20 protein-coding genes are annotated in these 23,081 nt (G+C 55.6%); 13 read left to right on the top strand and 7 right to left on the bottom strand.

Annotated elements, in window-relative coordinates; all coding sequences use genetic code 11:
- Window positions 1–3: 3 nt before the first annotated feature.
- Entirely contained in the window at window positions 4–699 is a 696-nt protein-coding gene (urtE, locus tag ACR0AL_RS15655) for an urea ABC transporter ATP-binding subunit UrtE (RefSeq protein WP_480648579.1), read from the top strand.
- Between the two features lie 24 nt (window positions 700–723).
- On the opposite strand, the gene ACR0AL_RS15650 is transcribed toward urtE, so the two are convergent.
- Window positions 724–1,602 (bottom strand): LysR substrate-binding domain-containing protein, encoded by an 879-nt coding sequence (locus ACR0AL_RS15650; protein WP_170350826.1) that lies wholly within the window; start codon window positions 1,600–1,602, stop codon window positions 724–726.
- Between the two features lie 118 nt (window positions 1,603–1,720).
- Between ACR0AL_RS15650 and ACR0AL_RS15645 the strand changes: the two genes are divergently transcribed.
- Both ACR0AL_RS15645 and ACR0AL_RS15640 read left to right on the top strand, forming a co-directional pair.
- A complete protein-coding gene (locus tag ACR0AL_RS15645) occupies window positions 1,721–2,470 on the top strand; it encodes an SDR family oxidoreductase (protein ID WP_170350827.1) in 750 nt (249 codons plus the stop codon).
- A gap of 15 nt (window positions 2,471–2,485) precedes the next feature.
- Window positions 2,486–2,875, top strand: coding sequence for an ectoine synthase (locus ACR0AL_RS15640; RefSeq protein WP_170350828.1), 390 nt, complete (start codon window positions 2,486–2,488; stop codon window positions 2,873–2,875).
- A 166-nt stretch (window positions 2,876–3,041) separates the two neighbouring features.
- On the opposite strand, the gene ACR0AL_RS15635 is transcribed toward ACR0AL_RS15640, so the two are convergent.
- Complete coding sequence (locus ACR0AL_RS15635; protein WP_170350829.1) at window positions 3,042–3,683, bottom strand: TetR family transcriptional regulator C-terminal domain-containing protein; 642 nt, start codon at window positions 3,681–3,683, stop codon at window positions 3,042–3,044.
- Between the two features lie 190 nt (window positions 3,684–3,873).
- Between ACR0AL_RS15635 and ACR0AL_RS15630 the strand changes: the two genes are divergently transcribed.
- The 7 genes from ACR0AL_RS15630 (at window position 3,874) to ACR0AL_RS15600 (ending at window position 12,678) form a co-directional block, all read left to right on the top strand.
- The gene (locus ACR0AL_RS15630) at window positions 3,874–4,737 is read left to right on the top strand and encodes an ABC transporter permease (protein ID WP_170350830.1); all 864 of its coding nucleotides are present in this window, start codon (window positions 3,874–3,876) and stop codon (window positions 4,735–4,737) included.
- On the top strand, window positions 4,734–5,528 hold the full coding sequence (locus tag ACR0AL_RS15625) for an ABC transporter permease (RefSeq protein ID WP_170350831.1): 795 nt from the start codon (window positions 4,734–4,736) through the stop codon (window positions 5,526–5,528). The genes ACR0AL_RS15630 and ACR0AL_RS15625 overlap by 4 nt, the downstream gene beginning before the upstream one ends.
- 20 nt (window positions 5,529–5,548) lie before the next feature.
- Complete coding sequence (locus ACR0AL_RS15620) at window positions 5,549–6,664, top strand: ABC transporter ATP-binding protein (protein ID WP_480663762.1); 1,116 nt, start codon at window positions 5,549–5,551, stop codon at window positions 6,662–6,664.
- A complete protein-coding gene (locus tag ACR0AL_RS15615; RefSeq protein WP_170398014.1) occupies window positions 6,661–7,716 on the top strand; it encodes an ABC transporter substrate-binding protein in 1,056 nt (351 codons plus the stop codon). Before ACR0AL_RS15620 ends, ACR0AL_RS15615 begins: the two co-directional genes overlap by 4 nt.
- Window positions 7,717–7,809: 93 nt before the next feature.
- Window positions 7,810–9,876, top strand: a complete 2,067-nt coding sequence (locus tag ACR0AL_RS15610; RefSeq protein ID WP_480663759.1) for an oxidoreductase — start codon at window positions 7,810–7,812, stop codon at window positions 9,874–9,876.
- A gap of 8 nt (window positions 9,877–9,884) precedes the next feature.
- Window positions 9,885–11,084 carry an aromatic ring-hydroxylating oxygenase subunit alpha gene (locus ACR0AL_RS15605; protein ID WP_170350835.1) on the top strand — a complete coding sequence of 400 codons (1,200 nt, stop codon included), beginning with the start codon at window positions 9,885–9,887 and terminating at the stop codon, window positions 11,082–11,084.
- A 25-nt stretch (window positions 11,085–11,109) separates the two neighbouring features.
- Window positions 11,110–12,678: a trimethylamine methyltransferase family protein gene (locus ACR0AL_RS15600; RefSeq protein ID WP_170350836.1), complete on the top strand. Its 1,569-nt coding sequence runs from the start codon at window positions 11,110–11,112 to the stop codon at window positions 12,676–12,678.
- A 63-nt stretch (window positions 12,679–12,741) separates the two neighbouring features.
- On the opposite strand, the gene ACR0AL_RS15595 is transcribed toward ACR0AL_RS15600, so the two are convergent.
- A complete protein-coding gene (locus ACR0AL_RS15595; RefSeq protein WP_480663757.1) occupies window positions 12,742–14,136 on the bottom strand; it encodes an aminotransferase in 1,395 nt (464 codons plus the stop codon).
- Between the two features lie 171 nt (window positions 14,137–14,307).
- Here ACR0AL_RS15595 and ACR0AL_RS15590 point away from each other — a divergent pair, with 171 nt between their 5' ends.
- On the top strand, window positions 14,308–14,907 hold the full coding sequence (locus tag ACR0AL_RS15590) for a TetR/AcrR family transcriptional regulator (protein WP_480663755.1): 600 nt from the start codon (window positions 14,308–14,310) through the stop codon (window positions 14,905–14,907).
- Window positions 14,908–15,019: 112 nt separating this feature from the next.
- Here ACR0AL_RS15590 and ACR0AL_RS15585 read toward each other — a convergent pair whose 3' ends face one another.
- The 3 genes from ACR0AL_RS15585 to gph form a co-directional block, all read right to left on the bottom strand.
- Entirely contained in the window at window positions 15,020–15,799 is a 780-nt protein-coding gene (locus tag ACR0AL_RS15585) for a HalD/BesD family halogenase (RefSeq protein WP_480663753.1), read from the bottom strand.
- 141 nt (window positions 15,800–15,940) lie between these two features.
- Window positions 15,941–17,833 (bottom strand): DEAD/DEAH box helicase, encoded by a 1,893-nt coding sequence (locus tag ACR0AL_RS15580; RefSeq protein WP_480663751.1) that lies wholly within the window; start codon window positions 17,831–17,833, stop codon window positions 15,941–15,943.
- A gap of 549 nt (window positions 17,834–18,382) precedes the next feature.
- Window positions 18,383–19,057, bottom strand: coding sequence for a phosphoglycolate phosphatase (gene gph, locus ACR0AL_RS15575; RefSeq protein WP_480663749.1), 675 nt, complete (start codon window positions 19,055–19,057; stop codon window positions 18,383–18,385).
- Between the two features lie 225 nt (window positions 19,058–19,282).
- Between gph and hemP the strand changes: the two genes are divergently transcribed.
- Both hemP and ACR0AL_RS15565 read left to right on the top strand, forming a co-directional pair.
- A complete protein-coding gene (hemP, locus tag ACR0AL_RS15570; protein ID WP_170350842.1) occupies window positions 19,283–19,450 on the top strand; it encodes a hemin uptake protein HemP in 168 nt (55 codons plus the stop codon).
- Entirely contained in the window at window positions 19,447–19,923 is a 477-nt protein-coding gene (locus tag ACR0AL_RS15565) for a hypothetical protein (protein WP_170350843.1), read from the top strand. The genes hemP and ACR0AL_RS15565 overlap by 4 nt, the downstream gene beginning before the upstream one ends.
- 50 nt (window positions 19,924–19,973) lie before the next feature.
- On the opposite strand, the gene ACR0AL_RS15560 is transcribed toward ACR0AL_RS15565, so the two are convergent.
- The gene (locus tag ACR0AL_RS15560; protein ID WP_480663747.1) at window positions 19,974–23,039 is read right to left on the bottom strand and encodes an aminotransferase class III-fold pyridoxal phosphate-dependent enzyme; all 3,066 of its coding nucleotides are present in this window, start codon (window positions 23,037–23,039) and stop codon (window positions 19,974–19,976) included.
- Between the last annotated feature and the right edge of the window lie 42 nt (window positions 23,040–23,081).

Here is a 23,081-nt window from a genome sequence, read left to right as displayed (position 1 = left end):
ACAATGCTGAAGCTGACCGATCTGACTTTGCACTATGGGCACTCGCAAATTCTTAACGGGATTTCCATGGAAGCCAGGCAAGGTGAAGTGACCTGCGTCATGGGGACCAACGGTGTCGGGAAAACCAGCCTGATGAAGGCAATCTCGGGCACGCATCCGCGTTCCGGTGGAAAACTGGAGCTTAACGGGGAACAATTGGGTGTCTTACCTGCGCATCGGATGGCCTGGAAAGGTGTGGCCTATGTCCCGCAAGGGCGCGAGATATTCCCTTTGTTGACAGTTCGCGAGAATCTGGAAACTGGGTTCTCTTGCCTGCCTGTCAGTGAGCATTTCGTCCCGGATGAGATATTCGACCTGTTCCCGGTCCTCAAACAGATGCAGAACCGGCGCGGCGGTGACCTTTCCGGCGGCCAGCAGCAACAGCTGGCCATCGCGCGGGCGCTGATCACAAAGCCGAACCTGTTGCTGCTTGACGAGCCAACCGAAGGCATTCAACCGAACATCATCCAACAGATTGGCGAAGTGATCCGGCACCTCAGAACGACAAGTAGAATGGCAATTGTTCTGGTCGAGCAGTATTTCGACTTTGCCTATGACCTTGCTGACAGGCTTGTCGTGTTACGGCGTGGCGAAGTCATGATCAAAGGCACAAGAGATAACCTTACGCGTGATCAGTTGTTGCAGGCCGTATCCGTCTAGGGGGAATTTGATGAAACCCGTAGGTCAAATCGACAAAAGCCATTTCTTGAAAATTCTCACCGAGACTCGATCCTGATCGCTGGGTCGACAGACAAAGTAGAGCCCGCGATCTAGTGGAACATGGCTTTCGTCCAGACGGATCAGACGACCAAATTCCAAGTCTCTCGCCGCCAAGAGGTGTCTTGCCAATGCCACGCCCTGTCCGTCAATCGCGGCCTCCAAAAGCACAGCACTATCCACGTATTTGATGCTCTGCGAGTTGATCTGATCCGCGTTCAGACCAACTTGCGCGGCCCAGCTTTCCCAGCCGATGTTGAAGGCATCGTGCAACAATGGAAGATCGGTGATGTCAGTGGCACGCATTGGCAGCTGTGTATTCTCGACAAGCGATGGCGCGGCCACGACGACCAGCTCCTCTTGTCTTATTTGCTCGTGATAAAGCCCGTCCCAACCCGGTTCTCCAAATCGCAGGGCTACATCAACCTCGGACGTATCGAAATCGGCAAAGGCATCATTTGTGTCCAGTAATAGCGCGATACCCGGATGTTCTTGTTGAAACGAACTTAGTAACGGCACAAGCCATTTGAGTGCCAATGATGTGGATAAAGACACTGTAATCGACTGGCGGTGATGTAATCGCTTCACCTCCATCACGCCCAACTGCAATGCAGAAAATGCCCCGCGTGTTGATTGGTGCAGGCGTTCGCCGGCTTTGGTCAATTCAACACCGTTGGGGCGGCGATGAAAGAGTGTCACCCCAAGGTGCAGTTCCAGCAACTTTATTTGTCGGCTGATCGCTCCGTGGGTGACGTTCAGCACACCCGCTGCCTTGGTCAGGCTGGAATGGGTTGCAGTTTCGTCAAACGCCTGAAGGGCACGAAGGTGTCTGAGATTTTCCATCATGTGAGAAAATCTAACAGTAACGTGCTAAAAATTCGATAGATGCGCCTAAATGTAAGAAGTTAGACTGATTTAAACACAAAAAATCTCATACTTTGCTTGCCTAAAGAAGGGAATTCCCATGCCCGAATCCAAAGTCGCGCTGATGACAGGTACAGGCCAAGGCATTGGCCGGGGCTGTGCGGTCGAAATGGCAAAAGCAGGCTACAAGGTCTCGCTGATGTCCCCGTCGAACCGCTCGGTCGAACTGGCCGAGGAGCTTGGGGGCATCGGCCGCCGCGGTTCTGTGCTGGATGTCGATGATCTGCAAGCAATGATCGACGACACCATGAGCGAATATGGGCGGATTGATGCAATCGTCAGCAACATGGGCCACGGCGGAACGGTGCCCGAAGCCATCAAAACGGTGGGATTCGACCCCGACTTTGACGGACCGCTTTTGGAGCTGAGCGATGAGTTGTGGCACGAAAGTCTGGACATGTATGTGCTGAACGTCGTCAAGATTGCTCGTATCGTCACGCCTATCTTGATTGAACAAGGCGGGGGCGCTTTCGTAAATATTTCGTCCATGAACACAATCGAACCACGTGCGCCCTATCCCATGAGCATGCTGCGCGGCGCTTTGCACAGTTTCTCAAAGCTCTATGGGGATCGCTATGCACGTTACAATATTCGAATGAATAACCTGCTGCCCGGCTTCTGCGAGAACGTAAACCTGTCCGAACGGGCCCGCCGTGAAATTCCCGCTCAGCGGTCAGCAACTTTTGAAGAGATTGGACAGGCTTGTGTCTTTCTTTCCAGCGAGGGAGCCCGGTATATTAACGGTCAGAGTATATTGTCCGACGGCGGGATGAACCGCGCGGTTCGGTAGCAACGAGGCAGAAATATGATTGTTAGGGCACTCAATGAAATCCTAGGTACAGATCGGGATGTTTCCGGTCCGGGTTGGAACAGCAGACGACTGTTGCTGGCATCTGATGGCATGGGGTTTTCGCTTACGGATACGATCATCAAAAAGGGTGAAATGCTTGAGCTTGAATACACCCATCATCTAGAGGCGTGTTACTGTATCGAAGGCAAAGGGCAGATAAAGACCTCAGGCGATGAAACCTGGCATTCGCTTGAGCCATTTACTCTTTATGCATTGGATCAACATGACCGGCACCTCGTTCGCGCAACAGACGCTGATTTGCGGCTTGTCTGCGTCTTCAATCCGCCACTCAGCGGGCGCGAAGTGCATCGCAAAGACGGAAGCTATGCGCCGACTGAATCCTGATGAGGGCAGGGACGAACCACCGAAGGACGCCTATTGCTGTAGGCAATCTTATGTATGGAAACCTGGCGCGTTCAGTCAGTCTTGTGACTGCAACACAAGAAGGAAAGCGCAAACCTTGTCGGGTACCCCAAGCTAAAATGGCCAGACAGGCACTGTGTCGCAAGCTTCATTGATATAACCGGGCGCCACTAAGGTCGAAATGTTTGGGGAACATTGCCCTCAGGAACCGAAAGACAATTCGCATTGCTTCGTCGCGATCAAAGGAATCCGGGTGAAGCAGGTAGTCAGTCCACATGCCTTCCAACATGGCGAGCGTGCCGTGAGTGGCGTCGCGCGCAACTTGATTTGGGTGTTCGATTTCAGTCTCTTTCGCTATGCGGGCGAACGCGTTGAAGATCAGTTTCCGAAGCTTTGCATCGCGGGTATCTGAAAACGCAGCGATTGCCGCTCTGTTCCTGGCCTCACCTCGAAACGCGTACCATATTGCGACGTTTTTCTTATTGAGAATGGCTTCGCTCAAGTCACCCCGAACGATCATCTCAATATGTTCCTGGCCTGTTTGTCCGGTCGTTTCCAGCATGGCATAAATGCCATTGTAATATTGCTCGGACGAATAGCGCGCAGCTTCGTCGACAAGGTTGTCCTTACCCCCGAAATGAAGGTGAATCATGCCGCGGGATAAATCGGCGCGTTGAATGATTTCGCTGACCGACGTCTCGGAAATCCCCTTTTCTGCGACCGAGTCGAGTACCGCCTCGATCAGTGATAGGCGGTTTCGTTCTCGAATTTCTTGTCGTCTTCCAGTCATCTGATCAGGTGGTTTTGTTTGTTTTCAGTCTCTTGCGGGTCCTTCTAATGGCCTTTGGGAAATTGGCCAGCCCCGGTTGTGAAAATATCAGTTGACACAGCTAGCCCTAAAATTCCAGATTTAAATGGACGATTGTCCATTTTGTGATCGATATTGTCGCGCCACCGAAAGCAAAGTTCAGCAGGGAAGCATGGCTGGAGTCATACGAAGTGAAATGGGCAAGGGCCTGGCACTGAGCGCGCCTGCGACGCTCTATGTCGGTCTGCTTGTGGCCGTGCCCCTGTGCATTCTTGTCGCCTACAGCTTTTGGACCCAGACCTATGTCGAGATTGACCGCACGCTGACATGGGCGAATTACCAAGAGGCGTTCACCGATCCGTTGGTCCGGCATCTTATGATCCGATCGGTTGCGATAGCGGGGGCGGTGACGCTGGCAACAGTCGGTCTGGCCTATCCGATTGCCTACTTCATCGCATTTCGGACGCAGAAAAAGACCCTCTGGCTATTGCTGATCACCATTCCCTTCTGGAGCAGCTACCTGCTGCGGGTGTTCAGTTGGAAACTGATCCTAGGCTTTAATGGGGTGATGAATTCGGCCCTTATTTCGCTGGGGTTGATACAGGAACCACTGACCTTCCTGCTCTACAATGAATTCGCCGTTGTCCTTACACTTGCACATGCATGGGCGCCATTTGCGATCCTGCCGATTTACGTGTCGCTGCAAAAGATCGACCGCAGCTTGTTAGAGGCCGCAACCGACCTTGGGTGCAGCAAGCTGGAACGGTTTGTGCGCGTGACTTTGCCCCTGACGGTGCCGGGGATCATCGCCGCCTGCTTGATCATCTTTATCCCCACTGTGGGCGACTACGTCACGCCGGCCCTGGTCGGTGGATCGCAGGGGAAAATGGTGGCCAATTTAATCCAGGTTCAGTTTGGCGCTGCCAACAACTGGCCCTTGGGTGCAACCCTGTCTCTGCTTGCCATGCTTTCGGTCGGCTGCGTCGCGATCCTGTTCGTGGTGGTCGTCACCGCTCTGGGGCGGAGGATCAGATGACCAAGGCCATTCGTATCCCATGGTTGCTTGTTTACGCGATCGCCTACCTGGTGTTTCTCTACCTGCCGGTTCTGCTTTTGCCGTTGTTTTCGTTCAATGACGGAACCATCGTGGCCTTCCCTTTAAAGGGTTTTACGCTGAAATGGTACGCGCAGTTGGGTCAGCAGGACACACTGCTTCAAGCGATGGTGAACTCGCTGATCGTTGGCAGCGTGACTGCCTTGATGGCGACGTCTCTGGGCCTTTTCGCTGCGCGCGCCTATGTCCGGTACCGGTTCAAAGGGCGGGAATTCTCCGAAGGTCTGGTCATGCTCCCGCTGGTCGTTCCCGGCATTATCGTTGCTAGTTCCATGCTGGTGCTGTTCATCAGCGTCGGACTGAAGCCATCGCTGACAACAGTGATCCTTGGCCATGTATTCGTGGCCTTGCCCTTTGCCGTGTCGATCATGAAATCCGCCTTTGACGATTTCGACCAGTCGTTGGAAGAGGCCGCGTTTGATCTAGGTGAAAGCGTTGTGGGGACCTTTCGGCGTGTCACTCTGCCAATCGTTGCGCCGGGCATCATCGCCAGCCTTTTGGTCACGTTCACCGTGTCATTCGACGAGTTTGTTCTGGCCTTCTTCCTGTCCGGCAACAGCCCGACATTGCCGGTCTATATCTGGAGCCAGATCCGCTTTCCGGCAAAGCTGCCTAATACACTGGCGCTGGGGTCGCTGCTTTTGCTGTCCTCGGTTCTGCTGCTGTTGATTGCCGAATATTTCCGCCGCCGTTCCATCCAATCCTCAGATTGAAACCTAAGGAAACCAACCTGATGAGCGAACAGAACATCATCGAAATACAGGGCGTCGAAAAACGCTTTGGTTCCTTTGTGGCCGTGTCCGACCTGAACCTGACCTTGAAAGAGGGCGAGTTCTTTTCGCTGCTTGGGCCTTCGGGCTGCGGAAAGACAACGGCCTTGCGCATCATCGCGGGGTTTCAGGATCACGAAGAGGGCGAGATCCGGATTGACGGACGGACGATGGGCGAGGTGCCCGCTAACAAGCGGCCCACCAACATGGTGTTCCAAAGTTATGCGATCTTTCCGCACCTGAATGTGGGTGACAATGTCGGGTTCGGCTTGCGAAAGACAAAGCTGTCGCGAAATGAAATCAAGGAACGCGTTGCCGAGGCGCTTGAGATGGTGGAACTCGGCGGCTTGCAGGATCGCAAGGCCAATGAGTTGTCAGGCGGGCAACGGCAGCGTGTGGCGCTGGCCCGCGCATTGGTCATGCGGCCCAAGGTGTTGCTGCTGGATGAACCATTATCCGCGCTGGACAAAAACCTGCGCGAAGCGATGCAATTGGAAATGCGCCGCCTGCAGCAAAAGCTTGGCATTACCTTCGTCATGGTCACGCATGACCAGTATGAGGCGATGACCATGTCCGACCGGATCGGGGTCATGTTTGCTGGGCAGCTCAAGCAAGTCGACAAGCCCGAGGTTCTTTATTCCCAACCTTGCAACCGAGAAGTGGCCTCTTTCATCGGCGGGATGAACTTTCTGAATGCCGAAGTGACTGCTGAGAACGCCGACACGCTGGACGTGAATGTTCAAGGGTTTGGCTCGATGACTATTGGGGTGAACCCCAACGTTCAGGTGCATGACATGGATCTATTGGTCGGCGTTCGCCCCGAGCAATTGGAGATCAGCGCAGAAAAACCGGATGGGTACGACGCGCATGTTCAGGGCAAGGTGTCGGACGTCGCCTTCTATGGCGAAAGCGTCCACTATTATGTGCGCGTCGACGGGTTGCCGGAAAGCATCGCCGTTGCAGTGCCAAACTACTTTCACACAGTTGATCACAGCCGCGACGATACCGTCTGGCTTGGGGTTCAAAGCGCCTCGGTGATCGACTTGGGTAAACGTGAATCTTTGGGAGGAGAGAAATGAATAAAGCAGCATCACTAACGGCAGCAGTGGTTGCCACCTTCACGGCAAGCCAAGCATTGGCCGACGCGGCTGATCTGACCGTTTTCGACTGGTCCGGATATGAGGATCAGGGGTTCTTTGGTGATTACGTCGAAAAATACGGCGGGCCGCCCAGCTACACTTATTTCGGCAGCGTGGAAGAGGCTTTCACCAAGCTTCAATCTGGGTTTGAGGCCGATCTGGCCCATCCGTGTACGGACGCCCTGAGAAAATGGGTCGCAGCGGATATGATCAAGCCGATTGACACCAGCAAGCTGGAAAACTGGGACAAACTGATGCCCAAGATCAAAGAGGTCGATGGTATCACGATCGACGGTCAGACCTATATGGTACCCTTTGAATGGGGGAACACCGGCCTGATCTACCGCACCGACATGATTTCGGCTGATGATGTTTCGCTGCAATTGTTGTTAGATCCGGCCTATCAGGGCAAGGTTGCCGTTCCGGATGCAGCCTCCAGCGCGTTCGCCATGGCTGCACTGGCAACTGGTGCCTCAAGCTATTCCGATATGAGCGAAGAGGAGTTCCAGAAGGCGGCGGATTACCTGCGGGCAATTCATCCCAATGTACGTTTCTACTGGTCTGATGCAGGTCAACTGGATCAAGCCATTGCCAGTGGTGAGGTGACCCTGGGTTGGGGCTGGAACCAATCGGAGTTGAACCTGATTTGGAACGAAACCCCGGCAGTCATGATGCGTGATGTGGACAAAGGCATCGCCACCTGGGTCTGCGGTTACGTGCATCTGAAGTCTGCCAAACAGTCCGATGAACAGGTCTACGACATGCTCAACGCGCTCAGCTCGGCCGCCAGCGGTAAGTATATCATCGAAAGCTGGGGTTATGCCCATGCCAATGAAGACGCATTTGCGCAAGCTGATCCAGAGTTGATTGAGACCTACGGGTTCTCGGACGTGGACAGCTTCTTTGAAGGCAGCCTGTTCTTCGACGCGGTCAATCCTGAGATTGAAGCGAAGATGTTGAAGGAGTTCGAGCGCATCAAAGCGGGCTTTTAGAACCATCTAACTACACAATTGGGAATGGCGGTGCCTTAGAAAGCCCGCCGATCCCACAGAACCATTTCCAAATTTTCTGGAGGAAGCGCGACAATGTCAGGCGCTGACGGATATTCTGTTCTCTTTGAACCGGTTCAGATCGGACCTGTATCGGCCCGAAACCGGTTCTATCAGGTGCCCCACTGCAATGGTATGGGACATCTGCGACCGCAGGCCGAAGCTGCCATGCGGGCAATGAAGGCCGAGGGTGGTTGGGCCGTAGTGTCCAATCAGGAGACGGAAATTCATCCCACTTCAGATTTGTCCCCATATGCGGAAAACCGACTATGGGACGAACGGGATATTCCAGCGCTGCGTCTGATGACCGATGCAGTTCATGCCAAGGGTTCGTTGGCGGCCATTGAATTGGCACATAACGGCCACCATGCGCAGAACCACCTGAGCCGCGCGCCTTTGCTAGGCCCGTCAGAACTTGCCTTGCAAACGGCGTATCCCAAACAGGCTCGGGCGATGGATAAGTCGGACATTCGCGAGTTTCGCAAGTGGCACCGCGCGGCGGCGCGGCGGTCGCGCGAGGCGGGCTTTGACATCGTGTATGTTTATGCCGGTCATCACATGACCCTGCCGCATCATTTTCTGCTGCCTCAGTTCAATGACCGAACGGATGAATACGGAGGCTCGTTGGAGAACCGGGTGCGCTTAACCCGAGAGCTTCTGGAAGAAACCAGAGAAGAGGTCGGGGATGAGTGTGCTATCGCCTTGCGTTTCGCAGTTGATGAAATGCTGGGATCAGACGGGATGCAGGCGCAGGAAGAAGGCCGTGCCGTAGTCGAATTGCTGGCAGACCTGCCAGACCTATGGGACGTCAACGTCGCGGACTGGAGCAATGACTCGGCGACGACACGTTTTGAGCCCCGCGACGGTTTTCAAACCTCATACATTGAATTCGTCAAACAGGTGACGTCCAAGCCTGTTGTGGGTGTCGGGCGTTTCACGTCTCCGGACTTGATGGTGTCACTTGTCAGGAAAGGTATCCTTGATTTCATCGGCGCAGCGCGACCATCCATTGCCGACCCGTTTCTTCCCAACAAAATAAAGGAAGGTCGGATCGAGGAAATTCGCGAGTGTATTGGCTGCAATATCTGTGTGTCCTCCGACGCGCTGGGCGTTCCTATCCGATGTACTCAAAACCCGACGATGGGGGAGGAGTGGCGCCGGAAATGGCATCCTGAAATCATAGAGAGCCGAGGAAAAGAAGAAGCCGCGCTTGTTGTCGGCAGCGGTCCCGCCGGGCTTGAATGCGCCATGCAATTGGCGCGTCGGGGCTATGACGTAACCTTGGCCGAAGCCAAGCAAGAGCTTGGGGGGCGCGTGTTGCAGGAATCCGGTCTGGCCGGGCTATCCGCATGGAGGCGCGTGACAGATCACAGGATCTATGACTTGCAGCAACGCGGGAACGTGCAACTGTTCACTGACAGTTCCTTGTCAGCAAGCGAGGTTATCGAGTTGGGCATTCCGAATGTCTTTCTGGCAACTGGCGCGTCATGGCGGCGAGACGGTCGCGGGAAGTCTGCGTTCCGGGGCGTATCGATAGAGGTAGGTTCACAAGTATTCACTCCGGACGACATCATGTCAGGGGTAATGCCGGGGGATGGCCCGATTATGGTCTACGATGATGATCAGGCCTATCTCGGTGGTGTGTTGGCGGATCATCTGGCGCAGGCCGGGCGAGAGGTCGTCTTTGTAACCCCGGCCTCGATGGTTTCACCTTTCACTGAATTGACCTTGGAACAGGTCAAAGTGCAACGCGGCTTGTTGGAAAAAGGTGTTCGGCTGGTGTTGTCCCAGACCCTGGTCGAAATCACGCCCGGAATGGCGAAAGTTCAATGCGCCTATACCGGACGCGAACAAAGCGTCGAGTGCGCATCAGTTGTTTTGGTCACGCAGCGCGCGCGAGAGACTGCCCTTTATGAGGAACTGCGAAATTTGCCCGACAAGCCACTGACAAGTCTGGAACTGATCGGTGATGCGGCAAACCCCGGTTTGATCGCTGACGCTGTATATTCGGGCCACATGGCAGCCAGGAATTTTGAACGCGACGCGGGCGACATCGACCGTGAATTTTTCCGTCGGGAAATCGTTTCCCTTGAATCTGCATGAGGTGCGCTATGCCAAAAGATGACTTGCAAGTAATGCGCGACTTGATGGAAGCGCAGCGGGAAGGGTTCGCCTTGCCGCGCCATTTCTATACGTCTCAGGCAGTATACGAAAACGATATCAGCACGTTCTGGAATCGCAACTGGATCTGGGTCGGACATATCAGCCAGATTGCCGAGCCGGGCGACTATTTCCTGTTCGACTACGGACCTGAATCCATCATCATCGTTCGGGATCGCGAGGGTGAGGTGCGCGCGCATCAAAATGTTTGCCGCCACCGGGGATCGCGCGTTTGCATTGAACAGAAAGGCAAGGCGCGAAACTTCATCTGTCCCTATCACGCGTGGACCTTTGACCTGAACGGTAAGCTCAGAAACGGGCGGTCAATGGGGGCGGATTTTGACCCGGGCCAGTACGGTTTGTTTCCGGTTCAGGTAAAGATATTTCAGGGTCTGATTTTTGTTTGCCCGTCCGAAGACGCGCCGCCGCTGGACGCCGCTTTGGATAGGCTGGCCCCGCTGTCAAAGCCGTTCGGTTTTGAGAATCTGAAGATTGCCCATGAGGCCTCATACCCGGTTCCGGCGAACTGGAAGCTTGCTCTGGAGAATTACTTGGAATGTTATCACTGCGCGCCATCTCATCAGGACTATTCGCGCAGTCATTCCTTGAAAGATCCGGCCCAGGTTCTTGAGTTCAGCGGGGCCCTGCACGAGCGGATGAAAGAAGCCGGGGTTCCCCTCGAGGAGCTTGATCTGACTGGAGAAAACGCAGTCGCACCGGGCGCAGATGTCTATTGGCGGCGTTACCCACTGTTCCCCGGCTACTTGACCGGCAGCAAGGATGGCGCGCCCTTGGCGCCGCCATTGGGTGAGCTGAAATCCCAAGACGGCGGGGCCACCGATCTGGGGATCGGTACGCTAAACTATTTCCTCGTTTATGCCGATCACGTGGTCGGGTATCGGTTCGTGCCGCGTGCTCTGCAAGACACCGATATTCAGATCGTCTGGTACGTACGCGGCGACGCCGAAGAGGGGCGCGACTATGACAAGGATACCCTGACATGGCTGTGGCATGTCACGTCGCTCGATGACGAACGGATCATCCGGCACAATCAGGAAGGCGTGAACTCGCACCATTTCGTCCCCGGGCCATTGTCCGAGATGGAATGGAGCATTTCGGGCTTCTATCGCAACTACTTCAGCATGATCTGAGACGCGCAAAATTCGGAGAAAGAACATGACAGAGCTAACGCAGCGCAGATCAAGACGGCGCGGGGGCGGGCGTGAGGCACGCGCAGCCGTGCGAACCAGCAACGCAGCCTCGCAAGCAATCTGGCCGGGTATTTCGGGTGGGCGATACAAGCCCCTGTCAGACGCGGACATGTCGCGCATTCACGAGGCCGCGCTTAGCATTCTGGAACGCACAGGCGTGGGGGACCCAACGCAGGAAGTTCTCGATCTTGTGGTGCCAAAAGGGGCGACATTGAACGCGCACGGCAGGTTGTGCTTTCCTCGCGCCTTGATGGAAGATCTGTTGGCCAAAGCCGCCAGTGAATTCTTTGTCCATGCACGCGGATCGCGGGCCGGTAAGGACGACATGCACTGCACCAAGGACAAGGTGTATTACGCAAATTCCGGCACGGCGGTGACAACCTTTGATGCCGAGACTCGCAGTTACAGGCCATCAACGCTTAAGGATATTTACGACTTCACCCGCTTGGTCGACCGGCTCGATAATATTCACATGACCGGTGACACGGTTTTGGCGACGGATGTGCCACAGGATTATGAGCATGACATGAGCATGCTCTACGCCATTCTGGCAGGCAGCGAAAAACCTTCCTGCCTGACCTTCAGAACCCGCGAGCACATTCAGGATGCGATCCATCTGTTCGATCTGGCATCGGGTGGCGAGGGCAAGTTCCTTGAAAAGCCCTCGGTCATCTTTGGAGGCTGTCCCATCGTATCCCCGCTTAGGTTCGGGCGCGAAAATCTGGAGATCTTGATCGATACGGCGAAGATGGGGCTGGTGTGCGATCTTGCCGTTCCCCCACAGGCCGGGGCGACTTCGCCGGCGCCTTTGGCAGGAACCTTAGCGCAAGCGGTTGCTGAGACCTTGTCTTGCGTCGCTATTGCGAACCTCATCAATCCGGGCACTCCGGTCGTTTTTGCAGCTTGGCCTTTCATCACCGACTTGCGTACTGGGTCCTTTACTGGCGGCAGTGGCGAACAGGCGTTAATTTCAGCTGCGGCCATCCAGATGGGCAATTTCTATAACCTGCCGACCAGTGTTGGGTGTGGTATGACGGATTCTAAAATCCCGGATGCGCAATACGGTTTGGAAAAGGCACTGACCTTTGCTTTGGCGGCGCATGCCGGTGCCAACAGGCTCTGCGAATTTGGCGGTATGCTTGGCAGTCTGATGGGCTGCAGCTTTGAGTCTATGGTCATCGACAACGAGGCTGCGGGCATGATCTCGCGAACGCTGCGCGGGATCGAGGTGAGCGACGACACGCTTTCGGTCGACGTTATCCATGAATGCGCAATTGATCCGGGTCATTTCCTTGGTAACGCGCAGACCCTGCAATATATGGAGACGGAATATGTCTACCCGACCCTGCTGGATCGGGAACTGACCGATACTTGGGAAAAGGCAGGTCGACAGGACATGTTTGAGCGGAGTCGGTCGGTGGTCAACGACATCCTATCCAATCACTATCCGAACTACTTTGGCAGCAAGGCTGATGCAGAGGTGCGGGCCAAGTTTCCGATTAAATTACCGCCTGAGGCGATGCAGGCGGGTTGAGGACAGCGGAAGGCGATGCGGCATTGAAACTTGTAAAATAGTGATGCCGCATCAAGACGGCTTCTAAGCCTTAAACGCACCCTGCTGTGTCAGGTCTTCAGTCGCCAACCGAATACCTTTCTCAAGGATATCGAACATCCGGTTCAACTCGCCTTCCGTGATGATCAGCGGTGGGGAAAACACGCACATGTTGATGATCGGTCGCAGGATCAACCCGTTTTCCTGGCAATGCTGGTCAATCAATGCGCCAACAGACTTATCAAGGTCCAAAAGATTATCAGCATTAGCATCGGCAACGCATTCGACGCAGCCAACCAGCCCCATACCTCGGGCGTCACCCACAAGTGGCAAGGCCGCCAGAGCCTGAAGGCGTTCTTCGAACAGCGGCGTAAGCGCGCGGACATGTTCCAGAATACCGTCGCGCTCCATGATTTCGATGGTTTTCAAACCAGCTGCCGCGCTTACCGGGTGGCCTGAATAGGTGAACCCGTTTGAAAACGTAGCCTCCTGCGCGTTCTCACCACTGACATCTGCGATCAGTCGATCAGAGATAATGCAGGCCCCCATGGGGACATAGCCAGACGTCATACCTTTGGCGCAGGTGATGATATCTGGTTGAATGCCAAAGACGTCTTCGGATGCAAACCAATGCCCAAGCCGCCCAAATCCAGTCACAACCTCATCTGAAATATACAGGACATCGTACTTCCGGCAGATGTCCAAGCAGCGCTGATGATATCCATGCGGCGGCACGATGACCCCACCAGAACATAGGATCGGTTCAGCGATGAACGCCGCGACTTTGTCAGGGTCGGTTTCCAGGATCATGTTCTCTAGATCAGCGATTTTTTCGTCTAGAAAATCTTCAACCGTTTGATCGGCGCGGCGCGTGTACGGGTTCACATTCGGCAGGAAGCGCGTCAGGTGAGAGGCTTGGTCCAACCACCCTTTGTCGCGCTCTTTTCCAGATACTGAGGCCGCCAAATAAGTCGAACCGTGATAGGCCTTTTGCCGCGATATCACGATCTTTTTTTCAGGTTTGCCAAGCAGGTTATTGCGGAACTGCACAAACCGCAGGGCGCTATCAACGGCTGTTGAGCCGCCGGTTGTAAAGAACACATGGTTCAGGTCACTCGGCGTTCTTTTGGCGATCTCATGTGCCAGCCGGGCTGGGGCCGAGTTGGCGTTGTTGAAGGGCGAAAAATACGCCATCTCTTTCGCTTGCTGGGCCATTGCATCGGCAATTTCAGCGTTCCCATAGCCCAGTTGAACGCACCACATCCCCGCAGGCCCATCAATCAAGCGTTTTCCGTCCTCTGTCACGATGTGAACGCCTTGGCCACTTTCGGCAAAGGTTCGTTCATTTTGGCCAAGGAATGACATCCCTTCCCACGGATGCAGGAAGTGTTCGTTGTCCCAGTCACGTACGGACTGAAAGTCGGAGTTGAACAGGGTCATGGGGCACCTTGATGTAACATATATCACAAAATGAACAAACATTCATTCAATGTCAATCCTTGAACTTTCGCTTCACTAGATGCGAGAAAGCAAAGGCGAGTAACCCAGCGAAGGAAAAACAAGATTACTCTCGAGGCCGATACTCCGACCAATGCCCGCGATCTGAGTAAGTTGCAGAACCGACAGCAGCTGATTCAGGCGGCTGCGGATGCCATCCATAAATACGGTATTCGCGGCACGACCTCGGCCAGAATCCAGGAGCTGTCAGGACTGTCGAGGGGGATGGTGAACCTGCACTTTGGTTCCAAAGAGAAATTGCTGCTTGCCGTGGCCGAGGAGTTGTCAGCGCGCTATGCCGGGCAGTGGAAAGCAATCGCGAACAGTCCGGAATTAGGCCCTGCGGACAAGTTGATCTCAATCCTCAAGGCGGATTTCGACCCTTTGGTCCTGAATGCACGGGACGTTGCGATCTGGTTTTCATTTCGGGCCGAAGCGCTCTCGAACCCCGACATATTTCCTTTCATCGACTCACGGGACAAAAGTTTCCGGGCAGTGATCCTTGAACTGTTACAGCAAATCATAAGCGAAGGTGGGTACAAAGACGTAGACGCCAAACTTGCAACAGATGCATTGATTGCTTTGCTGGAAGGGCTCTGGACCGACTTCCATTTGCACTCAGATATTTTCAAACCCCGAGAGGCTTTGAAAATCTGCTTGTTTGTCTTGCAGTCGGTGTTTCCAGGTCATTTTGATTTTAAATCAATATCTTAAATTGCGAGACGGCGATTCTACGAGCCACCTCAGAATTGGACTCAGTGGAATAACTGGCGGCCTTCCAGGTCCCATTTCGCGCATGTTCGTACTGCATTGCAGTAAGCCGACGTCAGTTCAATCGACCGTAAAAGGTCATGCGGGCACTCTCTGACAGTTCCACATCAGGTTCCGAGTTATAGGCCAACACGGCGAGCATTCTTGTCTTGTCACTCTCATTCGGTGAGACCCGGTGAATGGAGTTTCTACCGCGAAACAGAACCAGCGTGCCTTGATCCATGTTCAGGATTTGCGGCTTCAATTCTTTGTCCAGAACGGTCCTGACACCTTCATAGTTCATGTCGCCTGCGCTCGCGTCCCGCAGGTCCTTTACATATTCGAAACGGCTACCGGCGTCGGGTTTCTGGATCAGCAATGTGATTGCGAACGAGGAATTGTCGAAATGCCAACCGAGTTCTTGCCCTCGGGTTGCGTAGTGAATGTTAATTGACGACAGCGGATCGACATAAGGGTGCAGTTCAGTCTCGCCCGTGACCTGCTTGATGAAGCTGTGAAAGGATGGGTCGTTATACAGAATGCGCAGGGGCGATGTCAGTGACACCACGTCGTCGCAGATACATCCTTTGGACGACTCCACTTGACGATTTGCCGGGTGTGATGCGTCAAACTCTGGATTTGGCGGCGTTAGGTAGACCGAGTGGCTTTGAGTGCAGAAATATGCCTGGTCTTGTCCCGTCAAAGCCTCGGCTTGCATCATTGCCAGTGCCTCGGGGCGGATGAATTCCTCAAGGACCAAGACACCGGTTTCATTCAGTGACGATCTTGCCTTCGTACCGAAATCTTCATTTCCCAGAGGGTAACGCCCAAAGTCGACGATGTCTGCAATATTCATGCCACTGACCCATTTAGCAAAAGCTTAGAACGGGTGGATTAAACCTTTTCTGACAGCGCGAGAAAAGCTGCTTTTTCAGTGCGGCTTGTTTGCCTCCCAAGAACGAACCCAGGCGAATTCGGGTCGGGGGAACGTTTCAGCTTACTTAGAACGTCTCGGTACAGAATTGCCGCCCTTTGCCGCGGCAGCGCGTGCGCGGTTTTTCTTGCTGTTTGGCTTCCCCTTGGGCGGCGGCGGGCCCTTTGGGCTGCGGTTTGGCTTTTTGCCTTTACTGCTTAGGCTATCGCCATCGCGCTTGGGCTTAGTGTCGACTTTGGTTTTCTCAGGCGGCTTTGATGCCGTCTTTTTTCGCGCCTTCGCAGGCTGTGGATCGACAAGGCGAGGCGGTCTGCGCTCAGACTTTTGCGGGTTTCTCTTGCCTTTCACACCTCGTTTTGGGCCTGTCTTTGTCGGTTTCGAAAAGTCGGGGGCCGTGTCCAGCCGCACGATGTCTTTTGTGCCCTCGACCTTCATCTCAGGTCCGATCGCGTCCAAAAATCCGGAAACGCTGCTCTCGCGAATTTCGATAAAGGTCACATCGTCAGCGATGCGGATCGCGCCGATATCGGATTTGGTGAGGTTCCCGGCCTTGCACACCATGGGAAGAACATAGCGCGGAGACGCGTTATCGTTGCGTCCTTCCGACAGCGAAAACCACACACTCGGGCCAAAAGGTGCCTCTGACTTTGTCCCTGTGGTTTTGACGTCGCTTAACTCTTCCGGAGCAGAATGCTGACGTTTATATTGACGGACATAGGCCGCGGCGAGTTGTTCCGGCGAGAATCTGGCCACCAGTTCGTCGACCGATGTGCGCTCGCTCTCGACGAGATCCACCTGCCAGTCGTCCGAGCCGAACATCCGCTGTAGATCCTGTGCGTTGACTGCGTCTGCGGAAGGTGCCGGACCCCAATCAGCAGTCAGTTTGGCGAATTTCAACAGCCGTTGAGCCTTTTTGAACGAAGCCGGTGCGACGATCAGGGCGCTGACCCCTTTGCGCCCCGCGCGCCCGGTTCGACCTGAACGGTGCAGAAGAGTTTCGTGACTGTTGGGCAGTTCGGCATGGATCACCAGATCCAGATTCGGCAGGTCAATCCCGCGCGCGGCCACGTCGGTCGCCACACAGACGCGGGCACGCCCGTCGCGCATGGCCTGCAGGGCATTTGAGCGTTCGCTTTGGGTCAGTTCACCGGACAAAGCCACAACCGAGAACCCACGGTTCGACAAGCGGGCAGTCAGGCGTGCAACCATCGCACGTGTGTTGCAAAAGACGATGGCGTTCGGGGCCTCGTAATAACGCAGCACGTTGATGATCGCGTTTTCACCATCGCGCGGGGCCACATTCATTGCACGGTATTCGATATCGGCGTGTTGCGTCCGTTCACTGACGGTACTTACACGCTCGGCATCCCGTTGATACCGGGTGGCAAGGGTGGCAATGGCGCGCGGAACCGTGGCGGAAAACAACAGTGTTTGGCGGTCTGTGGGCGTTTCGTCGAGAATGAACTCCAGATCCTCGCGGAACCCAAGGTCAAGCATTTCGTCGGCTTCATCCAAAACCACAGCGCGCACGGCCGTCAGATCAATCGACCCGCGCATGATATGATCGCGCAAACGCCCCGGGGTCGCGACCACGATATGCGCCCCACGTGACAGAGCCCGGCGTTCGTCGCGCATATCCATTCCGCCAACGCACGAGGCAATGAACACCCCCGCGTCGGCGTAAAGCCATCCCAATTCGCGTTTGACCTGCATTGCCAGCTCTCGCGTTGGCGCAATCACCAGTGCCAAAGGCGCGTCTGCCGTGCCGAAAACCTGCGCATCGCCCAAAATGGTCGGCGCGATGGCCAGGCCGAACCCAATGGTTTTTCCCGATCCGGTTTGGGCCGACACAAGCAGGTCTTTTCCTTGCAACTCTGGAGCGGACACGGCCTCTTGGACCGGGGTCAGGGTGTCATATCCTTTGCGCTTCAGCGCATCTGCGATTGTCTGTTTCATAGCTCGGCTCTCTTGGGTGATGCGGTCACCCTCAGAGCGTCCAACACACGGATCATTGTCGAAGCACGCTCCTTACCGAGAGACGAACCGGATGTATAGAGTGGAAGATGAATGGCCGCTGAACCGGCGGATTTTTCGACCACAGTCGCGCGGTGTGGTACAAACAAGCCTGTGAATCCAGCGTATATTCCAGGTCAACGCCAGGGTGGTGGACTGTACCGTCCAACGTCATTTGCCCGGTAGGACAGGCAGCCGCACGGTCCTGCCTTACAAGCGCGTTAAGGGTTCGCCTATTTTTCTGTTTTCAGGGCAAAACCCCTGTTTGCGCTAAAATGGGCGAAAAAATTAACTGTGATTTCAACACTATCCGGGGGGCTACGGGAAACCCCCTATATCGAAATTCAGGCCGATTCGTTAACTGTGTTTTATCGAACGGGTCATATCGGACGATACCACTTTTCCCCTGTGAGGGGCTGGCTACTTACCCCCTCGGCCGGCCCCTCAGTCACTGGCCGCGACCCGTTTCGATCCCCCTCTAGAAATAGGCTCTCAGGCGCTTTGCTCCAGAGATAGCAGTACTTGTGCAACCAGTTTGGGCAATTCAGAGGATCGGTCGTAGCTTGCTGTATGTGGAATGTCGGCAACCGGTGATTTTCGATAACCTTCGGTGAACAACAAAAACGGCACTTGTGCGCGTTGAGCGGTTTCGGCATCCACCTCGCTATCTCCGACAAACAACTGCGGACCGGCTGTGGTAACGGCGGCAAAGCTGGCCTCAAGATGGGCCGGGTCGGGTTTGCGGGTGTTCAGGCTGTCACCGCCAAGGACGGCATCGAAATGGGGTGCAAGCCCCATCGCCTCAAGCACATGGCGGGCAGGGGCTTCGGGTTTGTTGGTACAAACCCCCAGAACGCAGCCCATTTCACGCAAATGCTCCAGCGCCTGCAGCACACCGGGATAGACCACGGTTTTATCGCTGGAGGCGGCGTTGTAATGGGCAAGCGTCAACCGGGTCAGATCACCGTGCTGGGCCATCGGCAGGTCGCAATGCTCAATCACACGCTCGACCAGTTTGGGTAGCCCGTTGCCAACAAATTGTTTGATCTGGTCCTGTGATAAGGGCGCTACGCCGGCGTCACGCAACATATTGTTCGCGGCCGCGGCAAGATCAGGAAGACTGTCCACGAGCGTTCCATCCAGGTCAAACATGATAGTCGCGGCCATTGGCTGCCCCCTTGGTTTGATATTCTGAGAAAGTGGTACCCTGCCTGAATTTTTGGTGCAATCGTGCGAGGTTGGAGAATTCACCAGAACGGGCCTTGACATACCTGACTATTTTAATCAGATTACTATTCAAGTCCACAGCCAACCCCTGTCAGGGTCAGCCAGATCAAGTGAAACGCGAACAGATTAAGGCATTTCGCCCCAGCCCCCTCTGGAGTTGTCCTGATGAATATGCAGACCCCGAATCCCAGCCAATCCTATGCTGTATCCATGCTGCCATCGCATAAGGCCGAAGAACTGACCAATGGCGGTAACCTGGCCCATATCGAATTGGGCGACCAGCTGTATACGCTGCGCATCACCCGCGCAGGCAAATTGATCCTGACGAAATGAGCGCGAATTCCTCTCGGGGTGGGGCGGCTGTTGGCCGCTTAACTGACCTTGGCCCCGTCGAAGCCGGAGCCGTGATGTACTTGCGGCTTTGGGGTGATGGTGCTCAGGGCCGCGCAGATGCCGCCAGCGATTTTGAAATTGCGTTGGGCGCAGAATGCGGGCGCGCTGCGATGATGTCGCTTGACCGCCTGTGTTCGCTGTGCGCGCATCACGGGCGCCGCCCGTTGATCCGTCACGGATTGGGGTGTTCTTGTCTTGGCGCTGACGAAAATTGCTTTGCGCAGATGATCGCGGCGGCCTCTGAAGGGTCCCGTGAAGACGCAATGATGATGGCGTCCCTGATTGTGCGACCGGATTTTGCCCCCGCTCTGGCCTCATTATCAGAAGAACTTGGACTGGCGCTGCGACGCATGACCGCGTCGATTCCGCTGCCAACAACCGGGCACCAACCCCCCGCAGCCCTGCTGCATTAGGCAGCAGCGTGGCGCAGAACCCCGGCCCTCCCTAGGCCGGGGTTTATTTTTCAGCAGCACCCGCACCCAGCATGGTGACGCTCGTGATCGCAGGCTGGGGCAGGGGTGAAATCACCCACTCCGGTCAAAACGTCCCGCAAAGCCCAGAGGATCATGTCGACGTCCTCGGCCTCGATCGTCAGCGGTGGGCGGATTTTCAGGATGTTGTCCTTGGGCCCTTCGCTGCCGATCAGAATACGATGATCGCGCATCCGGTTTTTGACGTATTTGCAGATTTCGGTGCCCTCGGACCCATCCGGGTTGATCAGCTCAACCCCAAGGAACAGGCCCATTCCTCGCACATCGCCAACGCATCCGAAATCGGACTCAATCTGACGCAGACCATCCATCATGCGCGCGCCCATATCGCGGGCGTTGTCCTGCAGGCCTTCGTCATCGACGATGTCCAGCACCTCTTTGCCGATCCGGCATGACAGGGTCGAGCCGCCGAAGGTTGAAAAGAACTCGATCCCGTTGTCAAAGCTCTGGGCGATTTCCTTGGTCGTAACCAGTACGCCCAGCGGATGGCCGTTACCGATAGGTTTGCCCATGACGACGATGTCCGGCAGCGCGCCTTGATGTTCAAAGCCGAAATAGTACTCACCCAGTCGCCCAAGCCCGGTTTGTACTTCATCGGCAATGCACACACCGCCCGCAGCGCGGATTTTCTCATATACCGCTGGCAGGTAACCTTTGGGCGGAATGATTTGGCCGCCGACCGAGGGGAAGGTCTCGGCAATGAAACCTGCGACCCCGTGCCCCTTGTCTTGCAGAGCAGCGATTGCAGGGTCTACAAAATTCGCGAATTTTGTAGCGCGGTCCGGGTCGTCACGTTTGAATGACCCGCGATAGTCGTCGGCAACCTCAACCAGCTCGACCCAGTCGGCCTGACCGACACCGCCGGGTTTGTTGAACTTATAGGCCGAGATCGCAACAGCCGCGTTGGTGTTGCCATGATAGCCGTGATCCGGGGTGACAATGCCCTTGGCGCCGGTATGGGTGCGGGCCAGTCGCAAGGCCAACTCGTTCGCCTCGGTGCCTGAATTGACAAAAAAGCAGACCTCGAAATGATCCGGCAGTTTCGAGAGAATCTTGTCGGCAAAGGTCGTTTGGGCAGGGTGCAGATAGCGCGTATTTGAATTCATTCGCTTCAGCTGATCCGCCGCCACCGCCTGAATTCGCGGATGCGCATGGCCCACATGGGGGACGTTGTTATAGGCGTCCAGATAGGGCCGTCCCCATTCGTCAAACAGATGATGTTTCCACCCGCGCACCAGCATGACTGGATCGTCATAGGTCAGGCTAAGGTTGCTGCCGAAGTGGTCGTGCCGCCCCTGCAGGATCGCCTGTTTATCTGTGGGCCGATAGAATACCTTGTCGTCTGGCAGGTTCAGCAATGCCGCGGGGTTGGGGCAGACGGCGTGCCACAGCTCTATCTCATCCGGATCGCCGACACCGGGCCAGTCGGTCTGCATCCCATCCGTGGTTAGCGCCAGTTGGAAATGCACATGTGGGGCCCAGCCGCCATTCTGACTAGCATCGCCCAGCCGGGCAAATGCCGCGCCTTGCGCCACCGGATCGCCCGGCTTCAGACGGTCACAAACTTCGGGGTCCAGATGACCATAAAGCGTATAGAAGGGATCACCTTCGGGCGTTTCGTGGTGCAGGATCACGACGCCGCCATAGTCCAAATGGGCGTCGCGGTTCTCGACCGCTTCAACCCGTCCGCTCATCGGCGCGTGCAGCACGGTGCCTGCCGGGGCAAACACATCCACCGCCAAATGCACGGTGCGCCGATCCGAAGCCTTCCAGGGCCCCTTGCGGAACCCGGGCTCGGCATAGATCAGGCGGGGTTCGTTGTAATAGCCCAACCACAGGCCTTGGCCAAATTCCTCACCCACACGCGCGGCCTCTTCCAGTGGCATGTGGAACGGGTTCTGCGGCCAGGTCGAGTTCTCAACCGACAGCGAGCCCATGGGCGCATCGCTCAGATCCTGATTGAACATCAGGGCGAACTGGCCGCGATGTTCGGACAGATAGGCGTGGATGCGTTCGGCCCCGTCAGTAACGGGCAAACCGCAGGCCGTTCGTAGCCGCGCCGCCATCAGGTCACCGTTCAGGCCTGCATTCTCAAGGAACCGCCATGCGGGGGCCTGACTGATCGTCACATAAGGATCGTCCGGGTTCTCGATCGCCATAAGGGTCGAGTTCACAACGGACACCGCCAGCCGCATCCGCAGCAAGGGCCAGATCAAATCAATCTCATCGGGGCGCAGCCGATTAGCCGCGTGATAGCCCTGCACAAGAGCGGCAAGCGCGCGTTCCGGTTTGGGGTGATCCAGAGCGATATAGGCCCCCGCAATCGCCAGATCACAGACACGCGGCGCAGCACACATATCGCCCAGATCAATCAGGCCCGAGATACTCTGACGTTGACCCAGTTCGCCCTCAACCAGAATGTTGTAGTCGTTGACGTCATTATGGATCGCCTGTTTCGGCAGTTCCGCCAACGGACCCGAGATCGCCGCGAACTGGTCACAAATCTCGGACAGCAAAACCCGGCGAGCAGGATCAGTGATCGCATCCAGCCGATCGGCGATCCAACCGGCTTGCGTAAGGTCCCATTTGAAATCTGCACGATGCAGCCCGTCATGGGTAAACCGCTCCAACGCTTTGTCGGTGGCACCCAGAACACGCCCCAATTTTAAGATCAACGCCTCGGATTTAGGCGCGGCCTTGGCGTAACATTGCCCCGGCAGGCATTCCAGCAACCAGACCAGCCGCATCTGCCCTTGCTGATCGGCAATTTGCGGCAGCTGCGCCCCGGTAAGGGCGGGATAGACCTGAGGGAATGGCAGCCCCGGCGCCTCACCCGCGATATGGGCCAATGCCTTGACCTGCAGATCAACGAACTCTGCTTCGCATCCGGGGCGCATGACTTTCAGTACATAATCCTGACCATTGGTAGCCCGCACCATAAAGTTCAGATCATATTCGCCATCCAGCCGCGTCAGCTTGGCGTCCAGCCCCCAATGGGCGCGCAGGGCATCCGCCCAGAATACGGTCAAGTCGCTCATACGCTTCCCTGTCCAATTTTCACGAGGTTCCCCTTCATCTGG

This window comes from Ruegeria sp. BB1, assembly GCF_056539465.1.
Note: the sequence above shows the minus strand (reverse complement) of the source record. Positions and strands in the feature narration are given on the sequence as shown.

Bases quoted from the DNA above. Each gene is read 5' to 3' on its own strand.
- urtE (WP_480648579.1), top strand. From the start codon at position 4: ATGCTGAAGCTGACCGATCTGACTTTGCACTATGGGCACTCGCAAATT.
- ACR0AL_RS15650 (WP_170350826.1), bottom strand. From the start codon at position 1,602: ATGATGGAAAATCTCAGACACCTTCGTGCCCTTCAGGCGTTTGACGAA.
- ACR0AL_RS15645 (WP_170350827.1), top strand. From the start codon at position 1,721: ATGCCCGAATCCAAAGTCGCGCTGATGACAGGTACAGGCCAAGGCATT.
- ACR0AL_RS15640 (WP_170350828.1), top strand. From the start codon at position 2,486: ATGATTGTTAGGGCACTCAATGAAATCCTAGGTACAGATCGGGATGTT.
- ACR0AL_RS15635 (WP_170350829.1), bottom strand. From the start codon at position 3,683: ATGACTGGAAGACGACAAGAAATTCGAGAACGAAACCGCCTATCACTG.
- ACR0AL_RS15630 (WP_170350830.1), top strand. From the start codon at position 3,874: ATGGCTGGAGTCATACGAAGTGAAATGGGCAAGGGCCTGGCACTGAGC.
- ACR0AL_RS15625 (WP_170350831.1), top strand. From the start codon at position 4,734: ATGACCAAGGCCATTCGTATCCCATGGTTGCTTGTTTACGCGATCGCC.
- ACR0AL_RS15620 (WP_480663762.1), top strand. From the start codon at position 5,549: ATGAGCGAACAGAACATCATCGAAATACAGGGCGTCGAAAAACGCTTT.
- ACR0AL_RS15615 (WP_170398014.1), top strand. From the start codon at position 6,661: ATGAATAAAGCAGCATCACTAACGGCAGCAGTGGTTGCCACCTTCACG.
- ACR0AL_RS15610 (WP_480663759.1), top strand. From the start codon at position 7,810: ATGTCAGGCGCTGACGGATATTCTGTTCTCTTTGAACCGGTTCAGATC.
- ACR0AL_RS15605 (WP_170350835.1), top strand. From the start codon at position 9,885: ATGCCAAAAGATGACTTGCAAGTAATGCGCGACTTGATGGAAGCGCAG.
- ACR0AL_RS15600 (WP_170350836.1), top strand. From the start codon at position 11,110: ATGACAGAGCTAACGCAGCGCAGATCAAGACGGCGCGGGGGCGGGCGT.
- ACR0AL_RS15595 (WP_480663757.1), bottom strand. From the start codon at position 14,136: ATGACCCTGTTCAACTCCGACTTTCAGTCCGTACGTGACTGGGACAAC.
- ACR0AL_RS15585 (WP_480663753.1), bottom strand. From the start codon at position 15,799: ATGAATATTGCAGACATCGTCGACTTTGGGCGTTACCCTCTGGGAAAT.
- ACR0AL_RS15580 (WP_480663751.1), bottom strand. From the start codon at position 17,833: ATGAAACAGACAATCGCAGATGCGCTGAAGCGCAAAGGATATGACACC.
- gph (WP_480663749.1), bottom strand. From the start codon at position 19,057: ATGGCCGCGACTATCATGTTTGACCTGGATGGAACGCTCGTGGACAGT.
- hemP (WP_170350842.1), top strand. From the start codon at position 19,283: ATGAATATGCAGACCCCGAATCCCAGCCAATCCTATGCTGTATCCATG.
- ACR0AL_RS15565 (WP_170350843.1), top strand. From the start codon at position 19,447: ATGAGCGCGAATTCCTCTCGGGGTGGGGCGGCTGTTGGCCGCTTAACT.
- ACR0AL_RS15560 (WP_480663747.1), bottom strand. From the start codon at position 23,039: ATGAGCGACTTGACCGTATTCTGGGCGGATGCCCTGCGCGCCCATTGG.